The 17,378-nt window shown below is 69.7% G+C and carries 11 protein-coding genes and 1 pseudogene; 7 read left to right on the forward strand and 5 right to left on the reverse strand.

What is annotated here, in order from left to right; genetic code table 11:
* From csm6 to QZ607_RS25875, 3 genes and pseudogenes are all read right to left on the reverse strand, one after another.
* Positions 1–909: CRISPR-associated ring nuclease Csm6 (gene csm6 / locus QZ607_RS14665; protein ID WP_295884015.1), on the reverse strand; the 909-nt coding region annotated here is incomplete at its 3' end.
* 251 nt (positions 910–1,160) lie between these two features.
* Positions 1,161–2,279, reverse strand: a complete 1,119-nt coding sequence (gene cas6 / locus QZ607_RS14670) for a CRISPR system precrRNA processing endoribonuclease RAMP protein Cas6 (RefSeq protein WP_295884017.1) — start codon at positions 2,277–2,279, stop codon at positions 1,161–1,163.
* Between the two features lie 279 nt (positions 2,280–2,558).
* Positions 2,559–2,912 (reverse strand): annotated as a pseudogene (locus tag QZ607_RS25875) (reverse transcriptase domain-containing protein); the annotation flags it as partial.
* 1,105 nt (positions 2,913–4,017) lie between these two features.
* On the opposite strand from QZ607_RS25875, the gene QZ607_RS14675 reads away from it, so the two are divergent.
* Together QZ607_RS14675 and QZ607_RS14680 are read left to right on the forward strand one after the other, a co-directional pair.
* Positions 4,018–7,311 carry a DEAD/DEAH box helicase gene (locus QZ607_RS14675; protein ID WP_295884019.1) on the forward strand — a complete coding sequence of 1,098 codons (3,294 nt, stop codon included), beginning with the start codon at positions 4,018–4,020 and terminating at the stop codon, positions 7,309–7,311.
* A gap of 158 nt (positions 7,312–7,469) precedes the next feature.
* Positions 7,470–7,766: a hypothetical protein gene (locus tag QZ607_RS14680; RefSeq protein ID WP_295884021.1), complete on the forward strand. Its 297-nt coding sequence runs from the start codon at positions 7,470–7,472 to the stop codon at positions 7,764–7,766.
* Positions 7,767–7,993: 227 nt separating this feature from the next.
* Here the strand turns inward: QZ607_RS14680 and QZ607_RS14685 are convergent, their stop codons facing one another.
* Both QZ607_RS14685 and QZ607_RS14690 read right to left on the reverse strand, forming a co-directional pair.
* A complete protein-coding gene (locus tag QZ607_RS14685; protein WP_295884024.1) occupies positions 7,994–8,632 on the reverse strand; it encodes a YceI family protein in 639 nt (212 codons plus the stop codon).
* A 134-nt stretch (positions 8,633–8,766) separates the two neighbouring features.
* Positions 8,767–10,341: a mechanosensitive ion channel family protein gene (locus QZ607_RS14690; protein WP_295884027.1), complete on the reverse strand. Its 1,575-nt coding sequence runs from the start codon at positions 10,339–10,341 to the stop codon at positions 8,767–8,769.
* Positions 10,342–10,669: 328 nt separating this feature from the next.
* Between QZ607_RS14690 and QZ607_RS14695 the strand changes: the two genes are divergently transcribed.
* The 5 genes from QZ607_RS14695 (at position 10,670) to QZ607_RS14715 (ending at position 17,253) form a co-directional block, all read left to right on the forward strand.
* Positions 10,670–12,136 (forward strand): hypothetical protein, encoded by a 1,467-nt coding sequence (locus QZ607_RS14695; protein WP_295884030.1) that lies wholly within the window; start codon positions 10,670–10,672, stop codon positions 12,134–12,136.
* A 468-nt stretch (positions 12,137–12,604) separates the two neighbouring features.
* Positions 12,605–13,798: a glycine betaine/L-proline ABC transporter ATP-binding protein ProV gene (gene proV / locus QZ607_RS14700; protein ID WP_295884032.1), complete on the forward strand. Its 1,194-nt coding sequence runs from the start codon at positions 12,605–12,607 to the stop codon at positions 13,796–13,798.
* A gap of 204 nt (positions 13,799–14,002) precedes the next feature.
* Entirely contained in the window at positions 14,003–15,154 is a 1,152-nt protein-coding gene (gene proW / locus QZ607_RS14705; protein WP_295884035.1) for a glycine betaine/L-proline ABC transporter permease ProW, read from the forward strand.
* 282 nt (positions 15,155–15,436) lie between these two features.
* Entirely contained in the window at positions 15,437–16,453 is a 1,017-nt protein-coding gene (gene proX, locus QZ607_RS14710) for a glycine betaine/L-proline ABC transporter substrate-binding protein ProX (RefSeq protein WP_295884038.1), read from the forward strand.
* A gap of 359 nt (positions 16,454–16,812) precedes the next feature.
* Complete coding sequence (locus QZ607_RS14715; protein ID WP_295884040.1) at positions 16,813–17,253, forward strand: DUF29 domain-containing protein; 441 nt, start codon at positions 16,813–16,815, stop codon at positions 17,251–17,253.
* Positions 17,254–17,378: the final 125 nt, after the last annotated feature.

Here is a 17,378-nt window from a genome sequence, read left to right on the forward strand (position 1 = left end):
GCCGCTGATTCGGCGCAGCTCGTCGAGGTAGTGCCCGGTGAAGCCATCGGTGTCGTGGCGGGCGGGTGGCTGGCCCTTGAGCAGGCGGCGGGCGAAGACGGCATAGAAGGCGAGGTTGGCCGGGGTCATGGCAATGACCTGGCCGGCGGCCTGGATGCGCTTGCCCTGGAGGTCGAGGATCAGCTCCGGCGGCTGTTGGGCGCGCTGGGCGGCCTGGATGGTCTCCATGAAGCCGGCCTGGCCGTTCAGCAGGGGCTCGGGCAGGCCGTGGCGCAGGGTGACGAAGGGGATCTCCGCCAGGGTGACCTGGGCGTGGCGGGTGTCGGCCAGCTCGTTGTCGCGCAGGGTGATGACCCGGGAGTAGGCGGTGGGGAAGAAGAAGTCCCAGCTGGACTCGAACGGGTCTGACACCAGCACGTGGCTGAGTCGGTCCTGGGGGCGGCCGAACAGGCTGAGTGCGTAGCCGGCGTAGTAGCCCATGGTTTTGCGCCCGCCGGCCATGCTGACGTGCAGGGCGCAGTCGGGGTCGCCGGTGAGGGCGCGGACGGTGTCGGTGAGGTGGTCGGCGACGCGCTCGTTGTCGGCGTCGGTGCGGATGTCCGCCAGTGGGCTGCCGTCGGCGCCGTGCACCACCTCGATCTGCTCCGGGCCGAACGTGACAGCCGGCAGGGCGTAGTCGTCCAGCAGGCGCTGGAACCAGCCGCGGGAGAACAGGCTCAGCTCGGCGCGCTCGGCGCCTTTGGTGGTGGTGATGAGCCGGATCTCGGTGGGCATGAAGGCCTCGCGCTCCGTCGGCTGCCCCACCGCCAGCGCATACAGGGTCTCGGTGACGATCTGGGGCGAGAGCCCGGCGACGGCGAGCAGCACGCGGCGGGGGTGGTCCTGCGGTTGGCGGGGGATGTCCGTCATGGTCGGCTCCTTCGGTGCGGCGCCGGGGCGGGCGCCGGCAGACTGCTTGGAAAACGGGTGGAATCGGCGGTCCGCATGTACCTTGGACCCTGTCCTTTCGTCCCTGGCCGGCGCCGTCCGTTGGCATCGTCCCTGGGCCTCGCCGATTCGCGATGCAGTGTGCCGGCGGCGCTTCGGGCTGTCCGGTCTTGCAAGGTTGCCGTTTCAGGTGCCTGTCGCCGCCGGACTTGGCGTTGCACGCGGGACGGTGCTCATGCCGGGGCTGGGCGCAGTGGGCCGGCGGCGCCCGCGTGCACGGCTGCGGCGCCGTCCTGTTGCGGCTGCCGGCGGCCGGTGGCTGTGCCGGCGATGGGCTGGGCGCTGTCGCGCCCGGTGTCGGTGACGCGGTAGCGGCCGAGGCCGAAGGCGGTGTTCTTGCCGGCATGCAGCCACTGCCCGAACCACAGCAGCGGCCAGACGGCCGCCAGCGCCGGGCCGCCGAGGGTGAGCTGTCCGAGCAGGCCGCCGAGCTGCATGTGCGTCGCCTGGCGGTTGGAGAAGCGCGCCCAGTCGTGCCAGTGCAGGTCCCGGTGGACGATCTCCACGCCGTGCACGGCTTGGCGGGCGTCGGTCCAGCGCGCCTGTGCCGGGTCCTCCGTCGGTGCGTAGACGCGCTGGAGCAGCTCGGCGCGCTGGCCCAGGGCGCGCAGCAGGTCGGCGCCGGTGACGGCGTCTGCCGAGAGCAGACGGCCGCTGGCCTTGAGCCGCAGCGGGGTCTGCAGGTGGAGATGGGCCTGCACCGGGCTGCGCGGCGGCGCGGGGGTGTGGGTGGTGATGGGGCTGAGGGCGGCGCCGGTGTAGATGGGCGCCCAGTCAGCGCTGCCGAGGGTCTGCTCCTGGGTGACCTCGATGAGGCTGAAGCCTGTCCGCGCCGCCCCGAAGCCCAGGGCGCCGGCGCCGCGCAGTGCGTGCACCAGATGCGGCACGAAGGCCGTCGCCGCGCCGATGAGCGTCAGCCCGAGCCCGAAGGTGCCGCCCGCCGGCAGCAGCTGCGGGGCCGCGGGCGGGTCCGGCTCCAGCACGTAGGGATGCGGCAGCGCCTGATAGCGCTTGGCGAGCTGCGGGTCCGCGGGGGGCGACTCGAACAACACCGCGTAGGCGCAGCTGCCGATGAGCAGGCAGCCGCCACAGGTGCGCTGGCCGGTGACGCAGACGCCGCGGCGCAGCGCATGCCCCAGCAGACCATGCCAGGCGGAGCCGGTGTAGGCCGGCAGCTGCAGCGGCGCCTGGGCTTGGAACCTGAAGCGAAGTCTGCTGAGCGGCGGGAAGGCGGTGGACGCCGGGAGCAGGTTGAGCGGCAGGGCGGCGGCTTGCGGGACAGGCTGGGGCATGACGCGACGGTTGGCTGCGATGGACTTTGAGCGGCCGCGGATCACGGCGACCCCACTGCGTACACAAGTATTGCAGCCGCTGGTCAGCTTGCAACCTTGCAACGTCGGCTCGGGGCAAATTCCTACAAGTTTTGTTGAATTTTCTGACAGGTCATGACGGGGGCTGGCGGCCGGTCGTGGTCGCCCCCGGCTTGGCCTTCGCCGGCTGCGGGCTGCGTCCCCGTCGGGGGCATTGTGCTTGGGGTGATCGGGCTTGTAGGCCGGCAGGGGCTGGCCCAGGAACCCGACGCCGGGGCGGGCCTGGATGATGCGGGTCTTGTCCGGGTGCAGCGCAAGGTCGGGGCGGGCCAGCTCGGTGCGGGCAACGTCGAGGGCGCGGCGGGCGTCGGCCTTGCTGCCGGCGGAGAGCAGAAAGTCATCGGCGTAGCGCACGAAGGGGAGGTTGCGGGCGGCCAGGGCCGGGTCGAAATCGTGCAGGTACAGGTTGCAGAAGCGGGGCGAGAGGATGGCGCCCTGGGCGATGCCCCGCGGGGCTGCCAGGAACCAGGTGTGCGCGCTGCCGAGGTCGAGCCACTGGTCGATGAGGCGCAGCAGGTCGCGGTCGGCGACGAAGGTCTTGAGCCTGACCCGCAGACGCTTTCACGCGCTTCGGCGGGTGCGTGTCCTGGGGGCGCCGACTTTCAGTCGGCGGCTGGAGGCGTCGCCGAGTGGAACTCGGCGCCCCCAGGGGGCGGGACCGCTTGCTGGGTTGGACTTGGCTTGTTGTGGGTGTGTGCCTGGGGGCGCCGACTTTCAGTCGGCGGCTGTCGCGTTGCCGAGTGGAGCTCGGCGCCCCCCGGGGGCGGGACCGCTTGCTGGGTTGGACTTGGCTTGGCGCGGGTGTGTGCCTGGGGGCGCCGACTTTCAGTCGGCGGCTGGAGGCGTCGCCGAGTGGAACTCGGCGCCCCCAGGGGCGGGACCGCTCGCTGGGTTGGACTTGGCTTGGCGCGGGTGTATGCCTGGGGGCGCCGACTTTCAGTCGGCGGCTGGAGGCGTCGCCGAGTGGAGCTCGGCGCCCCCAGGGGGCGGGACCGCTCGCTGGGTTGGACTTGGCTTGGCGCGGGTGTGTGCCTGGGGGCGCCGACTTTCAGTCGGCGGCTGTCGCGTTGCCGAGTGGAGCTCGGCGCCCCCAGGGGCGGGACCGCTCGCTGGGTTGGACTTGGCTTGGCGCGGGTGCGTGTCCTGGGGGCGCCGACTTTCAGTCGGCGGCTGGATGCGTCGCCGAGTGGAACTCGGCGGCCCCGGGGGCGGGACCGCTCGCTGGGTTGGACTTGGCTTGTCGCGGGTGTGTGCCTGGGGGCGCCGACTTTCAGTCGGCGGCTGTCGCGTCGCCGAGTGGAACTCGGCGGCCCCAGGGGGGGCGGGACCAGCTCGCTGGGTTGGAGTGGGCTTGTTGTGGGTGTGTGCCTGGGGGCGCCGACTTGCAGTCGGCGGCTGGATGCGTCGCCGAGTGGAACTCGGCGGCCCCGGGGGCGGGACCGCTCGCTGGGTTGGATTTGGCTTGTCGTGGGTGTGTGCCTGGGGGCGCCGACTTTCAGTCGGCGGCTGTCGCGTCGCCGAGTGGAGCTCGGCGCTCCCGGGGGCGGGGCCGTTTGGTGTCGGTGCTGGTCGGGGCGGGCTGAATCTGCCGCTGCGGGTTTCGGTGCCGGCGGGGTTTGCGTAAGCTTGGCGGGTTGTATCCGCCGGACGCCCGTCACGCATGTCCGATCAGCCCCGTCTGTCCCGTGCCGACATCCGTGCCTATGTCGGCTCCACCTATTACACCCGCGGTCTCGGCTATTTCGAGCAGGGGCGGGTGCTGACGGTGGAGCCGGTGCGCGCGGACGAGCAGGGCGTGCGCCTGCGCGCGCAGGTGCTGGGCAGCGAGGGGCGGGTGTACCGGCAGACCATCGCCATCCGCTGGGAGCCCTATGGCGCCTCGCTGGACGGCGACTGCGATTGCCCGGTGGGCTACAACTGCAAGCATGTGGCGGCGGCGCTGTTGGAGTTTGCGGCGGCGCCGGAGCGGGTGCTGCACGGGGCGGATGCGGACTTGGCCAAGGGCTGGCTCACGCGGGTGGCCGCCGCCGGGCGGGACACGCAGCCGGCGGCGCAGGAGCGGCTGGTATATCTGCTGAAGCCCGCCACCCGCGGGGTGGAGGTGGAGCTGCGCATCGTGCGCCCGCTGAAGACCAGCGGGCGGCTGTCCAAGGGCCGCCCGCTGGTGCTCGGCAATCTGGCGGAGGGCCACAGCGAGCCCGCCTACATGCAGCCGGGGGACACCGAGATCCTGAAGCTGCTGCGCGGCATCAGCAGCGGCAGCTGGCCCATGGTGCCGGTGCTGACGGGGGCGCTCGGGCACCTGGCGCTGGCGCATATGTTGGCCACCGGTCGCTGTTACTGGCAGCAGCAGGACGCGCCGGCGCTGACCCGTGCCGAGCCGCGTGCGCTGATGATCAGCTGGGAGGAGGACGCGGACGGTTTCCTGAACCTGAGCTTCCGCGTCGGTGACGGGGCGGAGGAGCCTGCCGGGGGCACCGCCGCGGAGATCCTGCTGACGGACCCGCCGAGCTACCTGGACCCACAGCGGTACACGGTGGGCGATCTGCAGACCCACGGCCTGCGCACGGCGCAGCTGAAGGAGCTCAGGCGCGCGCCGCGGCTGCCGCAGGAGCGCGCAGAGGGCGTTTCGAAGCTGCTGCTCAAGGAGTTCCCGGACCTGCCGCTGCCGACGCCCACAGCCGTGGCGCTGACGGCGGTGACGGATGCGCAGGCGGTGCCCTGCCTCAGGCTGCACGGCGGTCGTGGCGGGGCCGATGCGCACCGCCTGCACTTGAGCTTCGCGTATGCCGGGCACCCGGTGCCGGCGCGCCCGGCGGAGTCCCACAGTGTCATCGACACCGAGTCCGGGCTGGTGGACGTGACCCGGGACCCGGCTGCCGAGGGCGCCGCGCTGGGGGCGCTCGCCGGGCATGGCTTCGCGCCCATGGACCAGGGCCAGCCCGCCCGCGGCCCGCTGCATCTGGCGGCGGCCGGAGAGGACGCCCTGACCCGCGCCGGCCAGTGGTCGACGCTGCTGCGCGAGGGGCTCGCGGCGCTGGAGGACCAGGGCTGGCGCATCCGCTTCGACGACAGCTTCCGGCTGCGCTTCGAGGCCGGCGACTGGGAAGCCGCCATCGACGAGGACGAGGAGAGTGCCGGCAACGACTGGTTCGGCCTGCGCTTCGACCTTCAGGTGGACGACCGCCGCCTGCCGCTGGTGCCCATCGTGGCGCCGCTGCTGGCGCTCGGGCCGGATGCCCAGCTGCCGGCGGTGGTGAGCGTGCCCATCCCGCCCCGGGACGGCGACGACGCCGAGCAGCGCTACGTGGACCTGCCCGGGGAGCGCATCCGCCCGGTGCTGGAGACCCTGCGCGAGCTGTTCGGCGACGAGCCGCCGGCGGGGGACGGGCAGCTGCAGCTGTCGCGCTTCGATGCGCCGGCGCTGGACGACCTCGCCGCCCGCGGCATCGCGCTCTCCGGCGGCCGGCGGCTGCGGGACCTGGCGCGGCAGCTCAAGGACCTGTCCACCATTGCGCCGGTGGCGCCGCCGGCGGGGCTCACCATCGAGCTTCGCAGCTACCAGCAGCACGGCCTGAACTGGCTCCAGTTCCTGCGCAGCTTCGACCTGGGCGGCATCCTGGCGGACGACATGGGGCTCGGCAAGACCATCCAGACCCTGGCCCATGTGCTGCTCGAGAAGGAAGCCGGTCGGCTGGAGCGCCCGGCGCTGGTGGTGGCGCCCACCAGCCTCATCGGCAATTGGCGCCGCGAGGCCCAGCGTTTCACGCCGGACCTGCGCGTGCTGGTGCTGCACGGCAACGACCGCCATCAGCGCTTCGCGGATATCGGCCACCATGACCTGGTGCTCACCACCTATCCGCTGCTGCCGCGGGACCACGAGCGCCTGTGTGAGGAGCCCTTCCATCTGCTGATCCTGGACGAGGCCCAGACCATCAAGAACCCGCGGGCGCAGGCGGCGCAGGTGGCGCGGCGCCTCGACGCCCGCCACCGCCTGTGCCTGACGGGTACGCCCATGGAGAACCACCTGGGCGAGCTGTGGGCGCTGTTCGATTTTCTGTTGCCGGGGTTCCTGGGCGACCAGCAGCGCTTCAAGCGCCATTGGCGCACGCCCATCGAGCAGCACGGCGACCGCGAGCGGCGCGAGCGCCTGGTCCGGCGCGTGGCGCCCTTCCTGCTGCGCCGGCGCAAGCAGGACGTGCTGGCGGAGCTGCCGCCGAAGACGGAGATCGTGCGCAGCGTGGCGCTGGGGGAGGCGCAGGCGTCGCTGTACGAGGGCATCCGCCTGTCCATGGAGAAGCGCGTGCGCGAGGCCATTGCCGAGCACGGCATGGCGCGCAGCCGCATCACCATCCTGGACGCCCTGCTCAAGCTGCGCCAGACCTGCTGCGACCCGCGGCTCCTGGACCTGCCGGCGGCCAAGCGCGTGAAGCACTCCGCCAAGCTGGAGCTGCTCATGGACCTGCTGCCGGAGCAGCTGGACGAGGGCCGGCGCATCCTGCTGTTCAGCCAGTTCACCAGCATGCTTGCGCTCATCGAGCCGGAGCTCAGACGGCGCGGCATCCGCTACACCAAGCTCACGGGCCGCACCAAGAAGCGCGACGAGGTCATCGAGCGCTTCCGCGGCGGCGAGGTGGACCTGTTCCTGATCAGCCTGAAGGCGGGCGGTCTGGGCCTGAACCTGACGGAGGCGGACACCGTCATCCTCTACGACCCCTGGTGGAATCCGGCGGTGGAGGCGCAGGCGGCGGACCGCGCCCACCGCATCGGCCAGGACAAGCCGGTGTTCGTCTACAAGCTGCTGACGGAGCAGACGGTGGAGGAGAAGATCCTGGCCATGCAGCAGAAGAAGCAGGCGCTGGCGGAGGGTATCTACCGCGAGGGCGGGGGCGAGGCCGGTCCGGCCTTTACCAGCGACGACATCAACGAGCTGTTTGCGCCCATTGCGGACTGACCTTTGTTCAATCGGGCTTGCGCCTTAGGGCTCGGGCAGTCCCGCGCGCGATTCATGGAAAACCCCAAGGCGCCGGGGTTGACTAGCTTTTGTCCACCTGCGATGCTCTGAAAACACTTCGCAAGGAAGTATTGAACAACCTGGAGCAACGGCCTTCCATGAACCACTGCAAAGACTGCCGCGCGCTGTGGCCCTTCGGCTTCGCGCTCGCCCTCGCCGTCATCCTGGCTTTTCCGGCCTGGGCGACCTTCAACCTGATGGCGCTGGACGTCACCACGCAGATTGCGGGCACCGCACTGGTGTTCGTGGTCAGCGCCGTGGGCCTGATGCTCTACGTGCGCTGGTGCATCCGGCGCAACTGCGCCCTGCGCCGCATGCTCACCGAGCAGCGTTCGCAGAGCCCTGCGCGGCAGGCGTCTGGCCAGCGCGGCAGCCTGGTGGCCGCGCCTCGCTGAGGCCCCGCTTCTCCAGCGTCGCATTCCGTTGAGTGACGTGATTGCGGGCTGTCGCGGCCCACAGCGCCTGGTCGCGTCGAGCTCTAAGCCAGAGCGGCCATAGCCACAACTGCGACCACCCGGGCCGCTGACCGCGTAATTAGGCCCTCCTGGCCTGACATCCCAAGGGCTTCAAGCCCTGACGACGGAGGGCTTGACTGTGCATGCATGCGTCGTGACCGGGGCCGTCACTCCTGCGCCGGCACAAAGGTCATCACGAAAGTCACCGGCACCGCGTGGCTGATGCTGTCCAGCCCCGCGATCTCGCGCAGCGTCTCCACGCCGTCCGAGAGTCCGAACTTGGCCGCGTCCACGATGAGCGGCTTGGTGCTGGCCACCATCACGGTGCCGTCGGCGAGCTTCACCGCCTGCATCTCGATGATCATGGGCTGGATGCTGCCGTGCAGGCTCAGGTTGCCCTCGGCCGTGAGGGGGGTGATCTGACCCGGCTCCATGCCGGCGATGGTGGCGGGCTCCACCTTGGCGCTGAGGGTGGCGTCCTTGTAGTTGGTGGTCTCGAACAGGAACTCGCGCATGCGCTCGTTGCGGATGGGGATCAGGGTCTCGACGCTGTCCAGGAACATGGACACGGTGACCTGGCCGTCGTCCGAGATGGTGCCGGTCATTTCCTTGAAGGTGTTTACCTCGCCCACGTCCTTGGCCTTGATGGAGACGAAGCTCAGGTGCGAGCGGGTCGGGTCCATGCTCCAGCCGGCGGCGACGGGGCCGGCGGCGAGGGCGAGTGCCGCGACGGCGGCGGTCAGTGCAAGACGTAAACCGTTGTGTGGGACGGCCGTGAGCTGGGCCGGGCGGCGGAACTGGAACATGTCGTTCTCCGTGCTTACAACAGGGGGCATCATGAGACTCGCAGCCGGCGGGGAATGCAAGCCGGCAAATGTGACTGCGAGGCCGGGTGCGCAGACTTCAGCCGGTGCGCCCGGTACGCCGACTTCAGTCGGCTTCATCGCCGCGGCAGCCGCGGCTGACTCAGCCGCCGCTCCAGCTCCAGGCGGATGTCACGGATGCTCAGGCGCCGGGTGCGCCGCCGGCTCTGCGCGCGTGCGGCCTCGGCGAGGTCCCAGCGCTCCTTCACCAGCTCCACCAGCTTGTCTTTGAGCCCCGGGCGCGCGTCCACCACCGCGCGTACGCAGTCGAGGTCCACGCGGATCAGGGTGACATCAGTGCGGGCGATGAACTCCTCGAAGCTCGGCTCCGTGGTGAGCATGGCGGTGAGGCCGAAATAGCTGCCGGGGGCGAGCGTCTCCAGCTCCTTGCGGGTGCCGTCCGGGAGCAGCACGCTGCTGTCCACGAGCCCGCCCGCGATGACGTACAGGGCGTCGCTGACCGCCCCCTCCGCCAGCAGCACATGGCCGGTGTCGAAGTGGCGGTACTCGCTGCGGGCGGCGATCTGCGCGATCTCGTCGTCGGTAAGGTCGCCGGCGAACTCCAGTGACTTCAGCGCCAGCGCCAGCGTCGGCGGCTCGGCGCTGGAGATCTGCGCGCGGCGGGTGCGCATCTCCTGCACCTGGGGCGCCACCTCGATGCCGGATTCCTGAAGGGATTTGTGAATCTCCCGGAACAGCTCCTCGCGGGCGCGGAACATGGCCGGGTACTGGCGCAGGTGCACCCAGACCATGTAGCTGTAGGGCAGGCTGCTGCCCTCGGCGAGCCGCACCACGGGCGGCGGCAGCTTGAGCACGCTGTCGCAGCGCATGGCCGCCTGCAGCAGCAGCTCCGTGGCATAGCGCGGGTCCACGTCCGCCGGCAGCTTGACGAAGTACCAGGGTGCGTAGACGTGGTTCTCGCCGTGCAGGTTCTTGAAGCTCTGACTCGCCAGGTTGGAGTTCGGCACCACCAGGGTCGCGTTGTCCCAGCCGCGCAGTCGGGTGGCGCGCCAGTTCATGTCCACCACCTCGCCCAGGCGCCCGTCCGCGAGCTCCAGCCAGTCGCCGATGCGAAACGGCCGCTCGATGCCCATGGCGATGCCGGAGAAGAGGTCGCCCAGGGTCTTCTGGAGCGCCAGACCCAGCACCGCCGCCGCCACACCGGTGGAGACCCACACGCCGGACAGGGAATAGCCCCGCTGATTCATGAACAGGCCGAGCCCCACCAGCATCAGCAGGATGTAGATGAGCCCGATGATGAGCTGCGGCACGCGCTCGCGCTGGCGGGCCTCGGCGCGCAGCAGCAGCTGCACCTCGACGAGCCGCGCCACCGCCCAGCCGGCGGCAAGGTAGGCCGAGAGCGCCGTGAGCCATTTGATGGGCTGATCCAGCGCCGGCAGACCCACGGCCCGGTTGGCCAGGCGCAGCAGCGCGCCGCCGACGATCCAGCTGAACGGCAGCACGATGACGTCGATGGCCGCGGTGGTGCGCGGAAAATGGTCGAACAGCGGGCGCTCGCCCACCACCCGGGTGCCGACGCGCCACAGCACGAACAGCGCCAGGGCGACCAGCAGCAGCTGCCAGTAGCTGGACGAAAGCTCGTCCATAAGGCGCAGCACGGCGACGGTGGCAGTGACCTGGCGATCTTCCATCGGGCGGGGGCAGGGCGGCGGTAAGCCGCCCCAGTATACCTGCGGCGGCTTGCGCGACCGCTGCATCGGTGGCGCAGCGGCAGGCTATGGGCGCATGGCCCGACGGCGTGTCGATGCGGCATGGCCGGCGGCGTCTCCGCAGGCCGCCTCGGGGGCTTGCGAGGGCCGGATCGGGGTGCTGCCGGCGCGTGGACGCTGTGTCGATGTGTCTACGCAACAACTGACGTTGCAATCGCGCTACAAGTAGTGTATTTTTCAACCCTGTAGTGGCGAAAAGCGTACATTCGTCGCTCGTCCACAACAGGCAAACCCCGATCGCAGGTGCCCTATGTCTTGTAACGCACACCGCATTCCGGCTGAGAGCCGACGCAGCCTTCCGCGCGCGGGCCGCAGCACGCTCGCCGTCTCCATCGCCGCCGTGCTGCCGCTGCTGGCGGCCCCCGGCGCCCACGCCGCCAGTGCCGCCGCGTTGGAGCGGCGCATCGCCGAGCTGGAGGCCGAGCTGGACCGGGCCCGGCAGGAGCTCATCGAGGCGAAAGAGGAGACCGAGGCCGCCTATACCCAGGCCGCAGAGGCCGAGGAGAAGCTCGCCGACGAGGGCCCGGCGCCCGCGGACAAGATCACCTTCGGCCCGCTCACCATCGGCGGCGCGCTGCGCGCCAACTATGTGCTCGGCAGCTATCCGGGCCGCGGCAGCGGACCGTCGCGCGGCGGCAACGGCGGCAACTTCGAGCTGGAGACCTTCCGCATCAACATGGATCTCAAGTACGAGAACCTGGTGGGTAAGCTGGAATACCGCTGGTACAACGGCTACAACTTCCTGCACACCGGCTGGCTCGGCTGGGACTTCGACGACGGCAGCCAGATCCAGGTGGGCCAGAACCGCGTGCCCTTCGGCCCGGGGCCCTACGGCGTCTCGCAGAGCTGGTTCTTCGACCAGCACTTCTACGTGGGGCTCGCCGACGACATGGACCTCGGTATCAAGTACACCACCAACATCGGCGACTGGGATCTGGACTTCGCCTACTACAACCGCGCGCAGTGGGACGGCAACGGCACCAGCCTGGACAGCACGCGCTACGACTACGACGTCGTGCCCTGGACCACGTCCGTCGCCCCGGACGGTGCGGTCACCTACGGCGGCACGCCCAACGGCTGGGAGGAGCGCAACCAGCTCAACTTCCGCGCCATCTACAACCTGGACGAGATCGCCATCCCCACCGAGATCGGCACCTCGCTGCAGTGGGGCCAGCTCAAGGGCCGGCGCAACGACGACGGCGAGCAGTGGGCCGCGTCCATCCACATGAAGAACAGCTGGGACAACTGGCTGCTGGCCACGCAGCTGACCCGCTACAAGATCGACGTGGACAACAACCCGTGGCTGAACACGGACCAACTGGTGCCCATGGGCGGCTATGACTTCGCCTGGCCGGTGGCCACCGACGCCTGGATTCCGGCGGTGTCCCTGAGCTACCTCTACGAGACCAACCAGATCCCGTGGCTGGATTCGGTGCGCCCGTACGTGGAGTACAGCAACATCGTCAAGCAGGACAGCGACTTCAACGACAGTCAGCTGGTGATGGTGGGCGCGGCCTGGGCGCGCGGCGGCTGGTATATCTACACCGACCTGGCGTTCTCCGACGGCAACTTCTTCGTCGGCAACGAGACGAGTCAGGGCACGCCGGAGGCCTACACCAACATCTACGACCCCATCCTGGGCGCGGGTGACTTCGGCGCGAACGCCAACGACCACTGGAACTACCGCTTCAACATCAACTTCGGCTACTACTTCTGAGCCGCTCCTGTCGCCGTGCCGGGTCCCCCGCTTGGGGCCCAGGACGGCGACCAGCCCGGCGACCAGCCCGGCGCCATCCCCGGCGTCGGGCGTTTGACAGCAACGCCCCCCGCGCTTAGCCTGTCGCAAATGCTTCGGGTCCGAACCTTCGGAGCCCTGCGGCGTACACGGCCGCCGCGGCCTGGTGAAGCCAGTCGCGCCGGAGTCCGCCCAGCCCTGTTCAAGGACGCTTGCGCCGACCCGCAGCACAGTACCGCCGCTGTTGCGGCCCCCGCAGCCCTGGGTGCTGGGGCGCCCGCGCAGCCGGGCGCCAAGCGCGCCGGCAACGCACGGCGGCCACCGATGATGACGACAGCAGCGCCCGGCCCCAAGGCGCCGGACGCGAGACGCACAAGCCCCCACCCGTTCCCCGCCGCTGTCGTCGCCAACCGGAGCGCATCCCCGACGTGCCGGATGCGAAAGAACGCTATGGCTGACAAAGTCGTCGTCGAGCACCTGTACAAGGTCTTCGGCGAGCATCCGCAGGAAGCCCTGCGCCTGTTGGAGCAGGGCGTGGACAAGGACAAGATCTTCGAGCGCACGGGGCAGACCGTGGGCGTCTGCGATGCGAGCTTCTCGATTCAGACGGGCGAGATCTTCGTCATCATGGGCCTGTCGGGGTCCGGCAAGTCCACCCTGGTGCGCCTGCTGAACCGGCTCATCGAGCCGAGCGCCGGCAAGGTCATTGTCGATGGCCGCGACATCGCTGCCATGAGCGACGACGAGCTCATGGAGCTCAGGCGCCGCGACATGAGCATGGTGTTCCAGTCCTTCGCGCTGATGCCCCATCTCACCGTCGGTCAGAACGCGGCCTTCGGCCTGGAGCTGGCGGGTGTGTCCACCAGCGAGCGCGAGGAGCGCGCCGTCGCCGCGCTGGACCAGGTGGGCCTCAAGGCGCACGTGGACAGCTATCCGGACGAGCTCTCCGGCGGCATGCAGCAGCGCGTGGGCCTGGCCCGGGCGCTCGCCAACGACCCGTCCGTGATGCTGATGGACGAGGCCTTCTCGGCGCTGGACCCGCTGATCCGCAGCGAGATGCAGGACGAGCTGCTGAAGCTCCAGGAAAACAGCGACCGCACCATCGTCTTCATCTCCCACGACCTCGACGAGGCCATGCGCATCGGCGACCGCATCGCCATCATGGAGGGCGGGCGCGTGGTCCAGGTGGGCACGCCGGACGAGATCCTGAACAACCCCGCGGATGACTATGTGCGCTCGTTCTTCCGCGGCGTGGACGTGGCCACCGTCTTCAAGGCGGGGGACATCGCCCGCAAGACCCAGGTGACGGTCATCGAGCGCCAGGACGACGGCATCCGCGCAGCGCTCTCGCGCCTGCGCGAGCACGACCGGGAGTTCGGTTACGTGGTGGACAAGGGCCAGCACTTCCACGGCGTGGTGTCGCTGGACTCGCTTCAGCGGGAGCTGCGCGAGGCCGACCCCAAGCTGCATCACGCCTTTCTCGACGAGGTCCCGGCACTGTCCGCCGACACCGCAGTCAGCGACCTGCTCGGCACCGTCGCCGCCACCGCCTGCGGCGTGCCGGTGGTGGACGCCCAGAACCGCTACCAGGGCGTCATCACCAAGGCGTGTCTGCTGGAGACGTTGGATCGGGATACGGGTTGAGAGTCCGAAGTCCGAAGTCCGAAGTAGGAAGTGTGAGGTACGAAGTACGAGGTACGAAGTCCGAAGTACGCTGCGCAGGGCCTGCGCGCTCGCGGCACAGCACTGATGCGCACGCACGCTGCGCGCACTCCGTACTCCCCGCACGCCGTGCGATCCCCGCAAACAGCAAGCCAGACGACGCGACTCAACCCCTGAGGCCCCCTCATGGCAGACGAATCCACGAATCCCTGGGCCAGCGGTGGCAGCAAGACGGCCGCCGCGGGCAGTGACAATCCCTGGGCGGCCGGTGCCGGCACCACGGGCGAGCCGCCGTCGGAGACGCCGCCGGAGCCCGCCGGCGCCTCGGACCCCTGGAGCACGCCGAGCGGCGATGCCGAGGCCACGCCGGGCGACTGGCTCGCCGGCAGCGGCGCCGGCGTGGACGACAGCGTGCTGGACCTCTGGCACCCCTTCCAGGAAGCGGTGATCCCGCTGGGCGCCTGGGTGGACACGGGCCTCGACTGGCTGGTGGCCAACTTCCGGCCCGTGTTCCAGGCCATTCGGCTGCCCATCGACGCCACCCTCACCGGCATCGAGACCACGCTGCTCGCCATCCCGGACGTGCTCATGGTGATCATCATGGGCCTGCTCGCCTGGCAGGCCGGCGGCAAGCGGCTCGGCGTCGCCGCCGTCATCTCGCTCGTCGCCATCGGCCTCATCGGCGCCTGGGCCGAGGCCATGGTGACCCTGGCCCTGGTGCTGACCTCGGTGTTCTTCTGCCTCATCATCGGCCTGCCCATGGGCATCTGGCTCGCGCGCAGCGACCGCGCCGCGGGGGCGATACGCCCGGTGCTGGACGCCATGCAGACCACGCCCGCCTTCGTCTATCTGGTGCCGGTGGTGATGCTGTTCGGCATCGGCAACGTGCCGGGCGTGGTGGTGACCATCATCTTCGCGCTGCCGCCGCTGATCCGGCTCACCAACCTCGGCATCCGCCAGGTGCCGGCGGACCTGGTGGAAGCGGCGCGCTCCTTCGGCGCGTCCAAGCGGCAGCTGCTGTTCAAGGTGCAGCTGCCGCTGGCCATGCCCACCATCATGGCCGGCGTCAACCAGACGCTGATGCTGGCGCTGTCCATGGTGGTCATCGCCTCCATGATCGCCGTCGGCGGCCTGGGCCAGATGGTGCTGCGGGGCATCGGCCGGCTGGACATGGGGCTTGCCACCATCGGCGGCGTCGGCATCGTGCTGCTCGCCATCATCCTGGATCGCATGACGCAGGCCTTTGGCCAGTCGGACCGCGACAAGCCCACCCGGCACTGGTACCAGGCCGGTCCCGTCGGGCTGGTGCGCGGGCTGTTCGTCCGGCGGGCTGCCTAGTGGCCAGTGCCCCAGTGGCCAGTGCCCGGTGGCTGGTGCCCAGTGTCTGGTGCAAGACCGTCGAGCCCCTGAGCATCGTGACACCGCTCCGGCGCCTGGTGACGGCTCAGGAACAACATGAGCACTTGTAAGGCGGATAAGCGAAGCGCATCCGCCGCGCCGCCGCCCGCCACCCCTGCGCCCTCGGCGGCATCGGCGCCGTCGGGCCAGCGCCGCGGACCCCCGCGAGTCCACATGGCCGCCGCCATCAATCACCCACCGACCCACTGACAGGAGAAGCCCATGCAAGCGACATTGGATCTGAAGACCTGCACCCGCGCCGCCCTGCTCGCGGCCATGACCGCCGCCACCGGCGGTGCTCTGGCTGCGGACCAACCGGGCGAGGGCGTGGAGGTCCAGCCCATCAAGTCGTCCATCGCCGAGGAGACCTTCCAGACCCTGCTGGTGATGAAGGCCCTGGAGGAGCTCGGCTATGATGTGAAGGACATCAAAGAGATCGAATACGCCGCCGGGCACGTGGCCATTGCCAACGGCGACGCCACCTTCATGGCCGCGCACTGGGACCCCCTGCATGTGGATTTCTTTGAGGAGGCCGGCGGGGATGAGAAGCTCTACCGCGAGGGCGTCTACTCCTCCGGCTCCATCCAGGGCTATCTCATCGACAAGGAGACCGCCGAGGAGCACGAGATCGCCAATATCGAAGCGCTGAAGGACCCGGAGGTCGCCAAGCTGTTCGACGCCGACGGCGACGGCAAGGCGGACCTTGCCGGCTGCACCCCGGGCTGGGGCTGCGAGAAGGTCATCGAGCACCACATGGACGCCTACGAGCTGCGTGACACCGTCACCCACAACCAGGGCAGCTACTCGGCCATCATCGCCGACACCATCGCGCGCTACGAGCAGGGCGAGCCCATCTTCTACTACACCTGGACGCCCTACTGGGTCAGCGGCGTGCTGGTGCCGGGCGAGGATGTGGTCTGGCTTCAGGTGCCCTTCAGCTCCCTGCCCGGAGAGCGCGAGGACGTGGACACCTCCCTGCCGGACGGCTCCAACTACGGCTTCCAGGCCAACGACCAGCGCATCATCGCCAACAAGGCGTTCGCCGAAGAGAACCCGGCGGCGGCGGAGCTGTTCGCCATCATGAAGCTCAGCAACAACGACATCAGCGCCCAGAACCTGCGCATGCGCGACGGCGAGGACAGCGAGTCCGATATCGAAAAGCACGCGGATGCCTGGATCGCGGCCAACCGCGAGAAGTTCGACGCCTGGCTGGAGCGCGCCCGCGCCGCGGCGGAGTGACCTGACTCAGGTCGGGTCAGCGCCGGCTGACCCGACAGCGGCGCATGCGTCGCCTGTCTGCAGGAGACGCCGATTCTTGGCCGTCCCGGCCAAAATCGGCACGGGAAGCGAAAAACGTGGTTTTCGCTTCCCGCCGTATTCGGTGACTTGCGTTGCCGCAAATGGCGGGCCGTCCTGGTCTGCACGGGAAACGCCGATGAATCGGCGTTTGCCTGAGGCCGGGTTATGCTGTCGCTGCCCCGGCCGACGGCCCTGCACCTCGCGCGCGCAGGTGCTGCCGGGCGCGCTGCGGCAGCCCCGTTGCACGCTGCCCGCTGCGATGTGACGATAGGGCCAACGCAGCCCACCGGTGCCCCGCCGTGTCGAGCCTCTACGACCAAGACTTCAACGCCTGGACCGAGCAGCAGGCGGCTCTGCTGCGCGCCGGCCGCTGGGCGGACCTGGACGTCCTGCACCTCGTTGAAGAAATCGAAAGTATGGGCCGCAGCGAGCGCAAGGAGCTGGTGAATCGCCTGGTGATTCTGATGCTGCACCTGCTCAAGTGGCGCCACCAGCCGGCGCTGCGCGGCAATTCCTGGCGGTTGTCCATCAAGGAGCAGCGCATCCGCCTCGCCTCACACCTGGGCGACAATCCCAGTCTCAAGGCCTATCTGGACGAGGCCATCAGGCGCGCCTACCGGCTTGCCGTCATCGCGGCCGAGCAGCAGACCGGCCTGCCTCCCGGGACCTTCCCTGAGCACTGTCCCTTCAGCTTCGCCGAGATGGCGGACGAGCAGTTCTGGCCGGATGCCCTGGGCTGAGGTTGTGAAGAAACCCACCGGCTCACCGCGGACGTCGCGCGGCGAGCACCGGGTACGCCGACTTCAATCGGCCTCCTGAGGCACGCGGACTTCAGTCCGCCGATGTCCGAGTGAGCGCTGACTCC

This window comes from uncultured Thiohalocapsa sp., assembly GCF_913063425.1.
In the GTDB taxonomy this organism is placed as follows: domain Bacteria; phylum Pseudomonadota; class Gammaproteobacteria; order Chromatiales; family Chromatiaceae; genus Thiohalocapsa.

Coding starts and splice junctions, on each gene's coding strand:
- cas6 (WP_295884017.1), bottom strand. CDS start 2,279: ATGCCCCAGCCTGTCCCGCAAGCCGCCGCCCTGCCGCTCAACCTGCTC.
- QZ607_RS14675 (WP_295884019.1), top strand. CDS start 4,018: ATGTCCGATCAGCCCCGTCTGTCCCGTGCCGACATCCGTGCCTATGTC.
- QZ607_RS14680 (WP_295884021.1), top strand. CDS start 7,470: ATGAACCACTGCAAAGACTGCCGCGCGCTGTGGCCCTTCGGCTTCGCG.
- QZ607_RS14685 (WP_295884024.1), bottom strand. CDS start 8,632: ATGTTCCAGTTCCGCCGCCCGGCCCAGCTCACGGCCGTCCCACACAAC.
- QZ607_RS14690 (WP_295884027.1), bottom strand. CDS start 10,341: ATGGAAGATCGCCAGGTCACTGCCACCGTCGCCGTGCTGCGCCTTATG.
- QZ607_RS14695 (WP_295884030.1), top strand. CDS start 10,670: ATGTCTTGTAACGCACACCGCATTCCGGCTGAGAGCCGACGCAGCCTT.
- proV (WP_295884032.1), top strand. CDS start 12,605: ATGGCTGACAAAGTCGTCGTCGAGCACCTGTACAAGGTCTTCGGCGAG.
- proW (WP_295884035.1), top strand. CDS start 14,003: ATGGCAGACGAATCCACGAATCCCTGGGCCAGCGGTGGCAGCAAGACG.
- proX (WP_295884038.1), top strand. CDS start 15,437: ATGCAAGCGACATTGGATCTGAAGACCTGCACCCGCGCCGCCCTGCTC.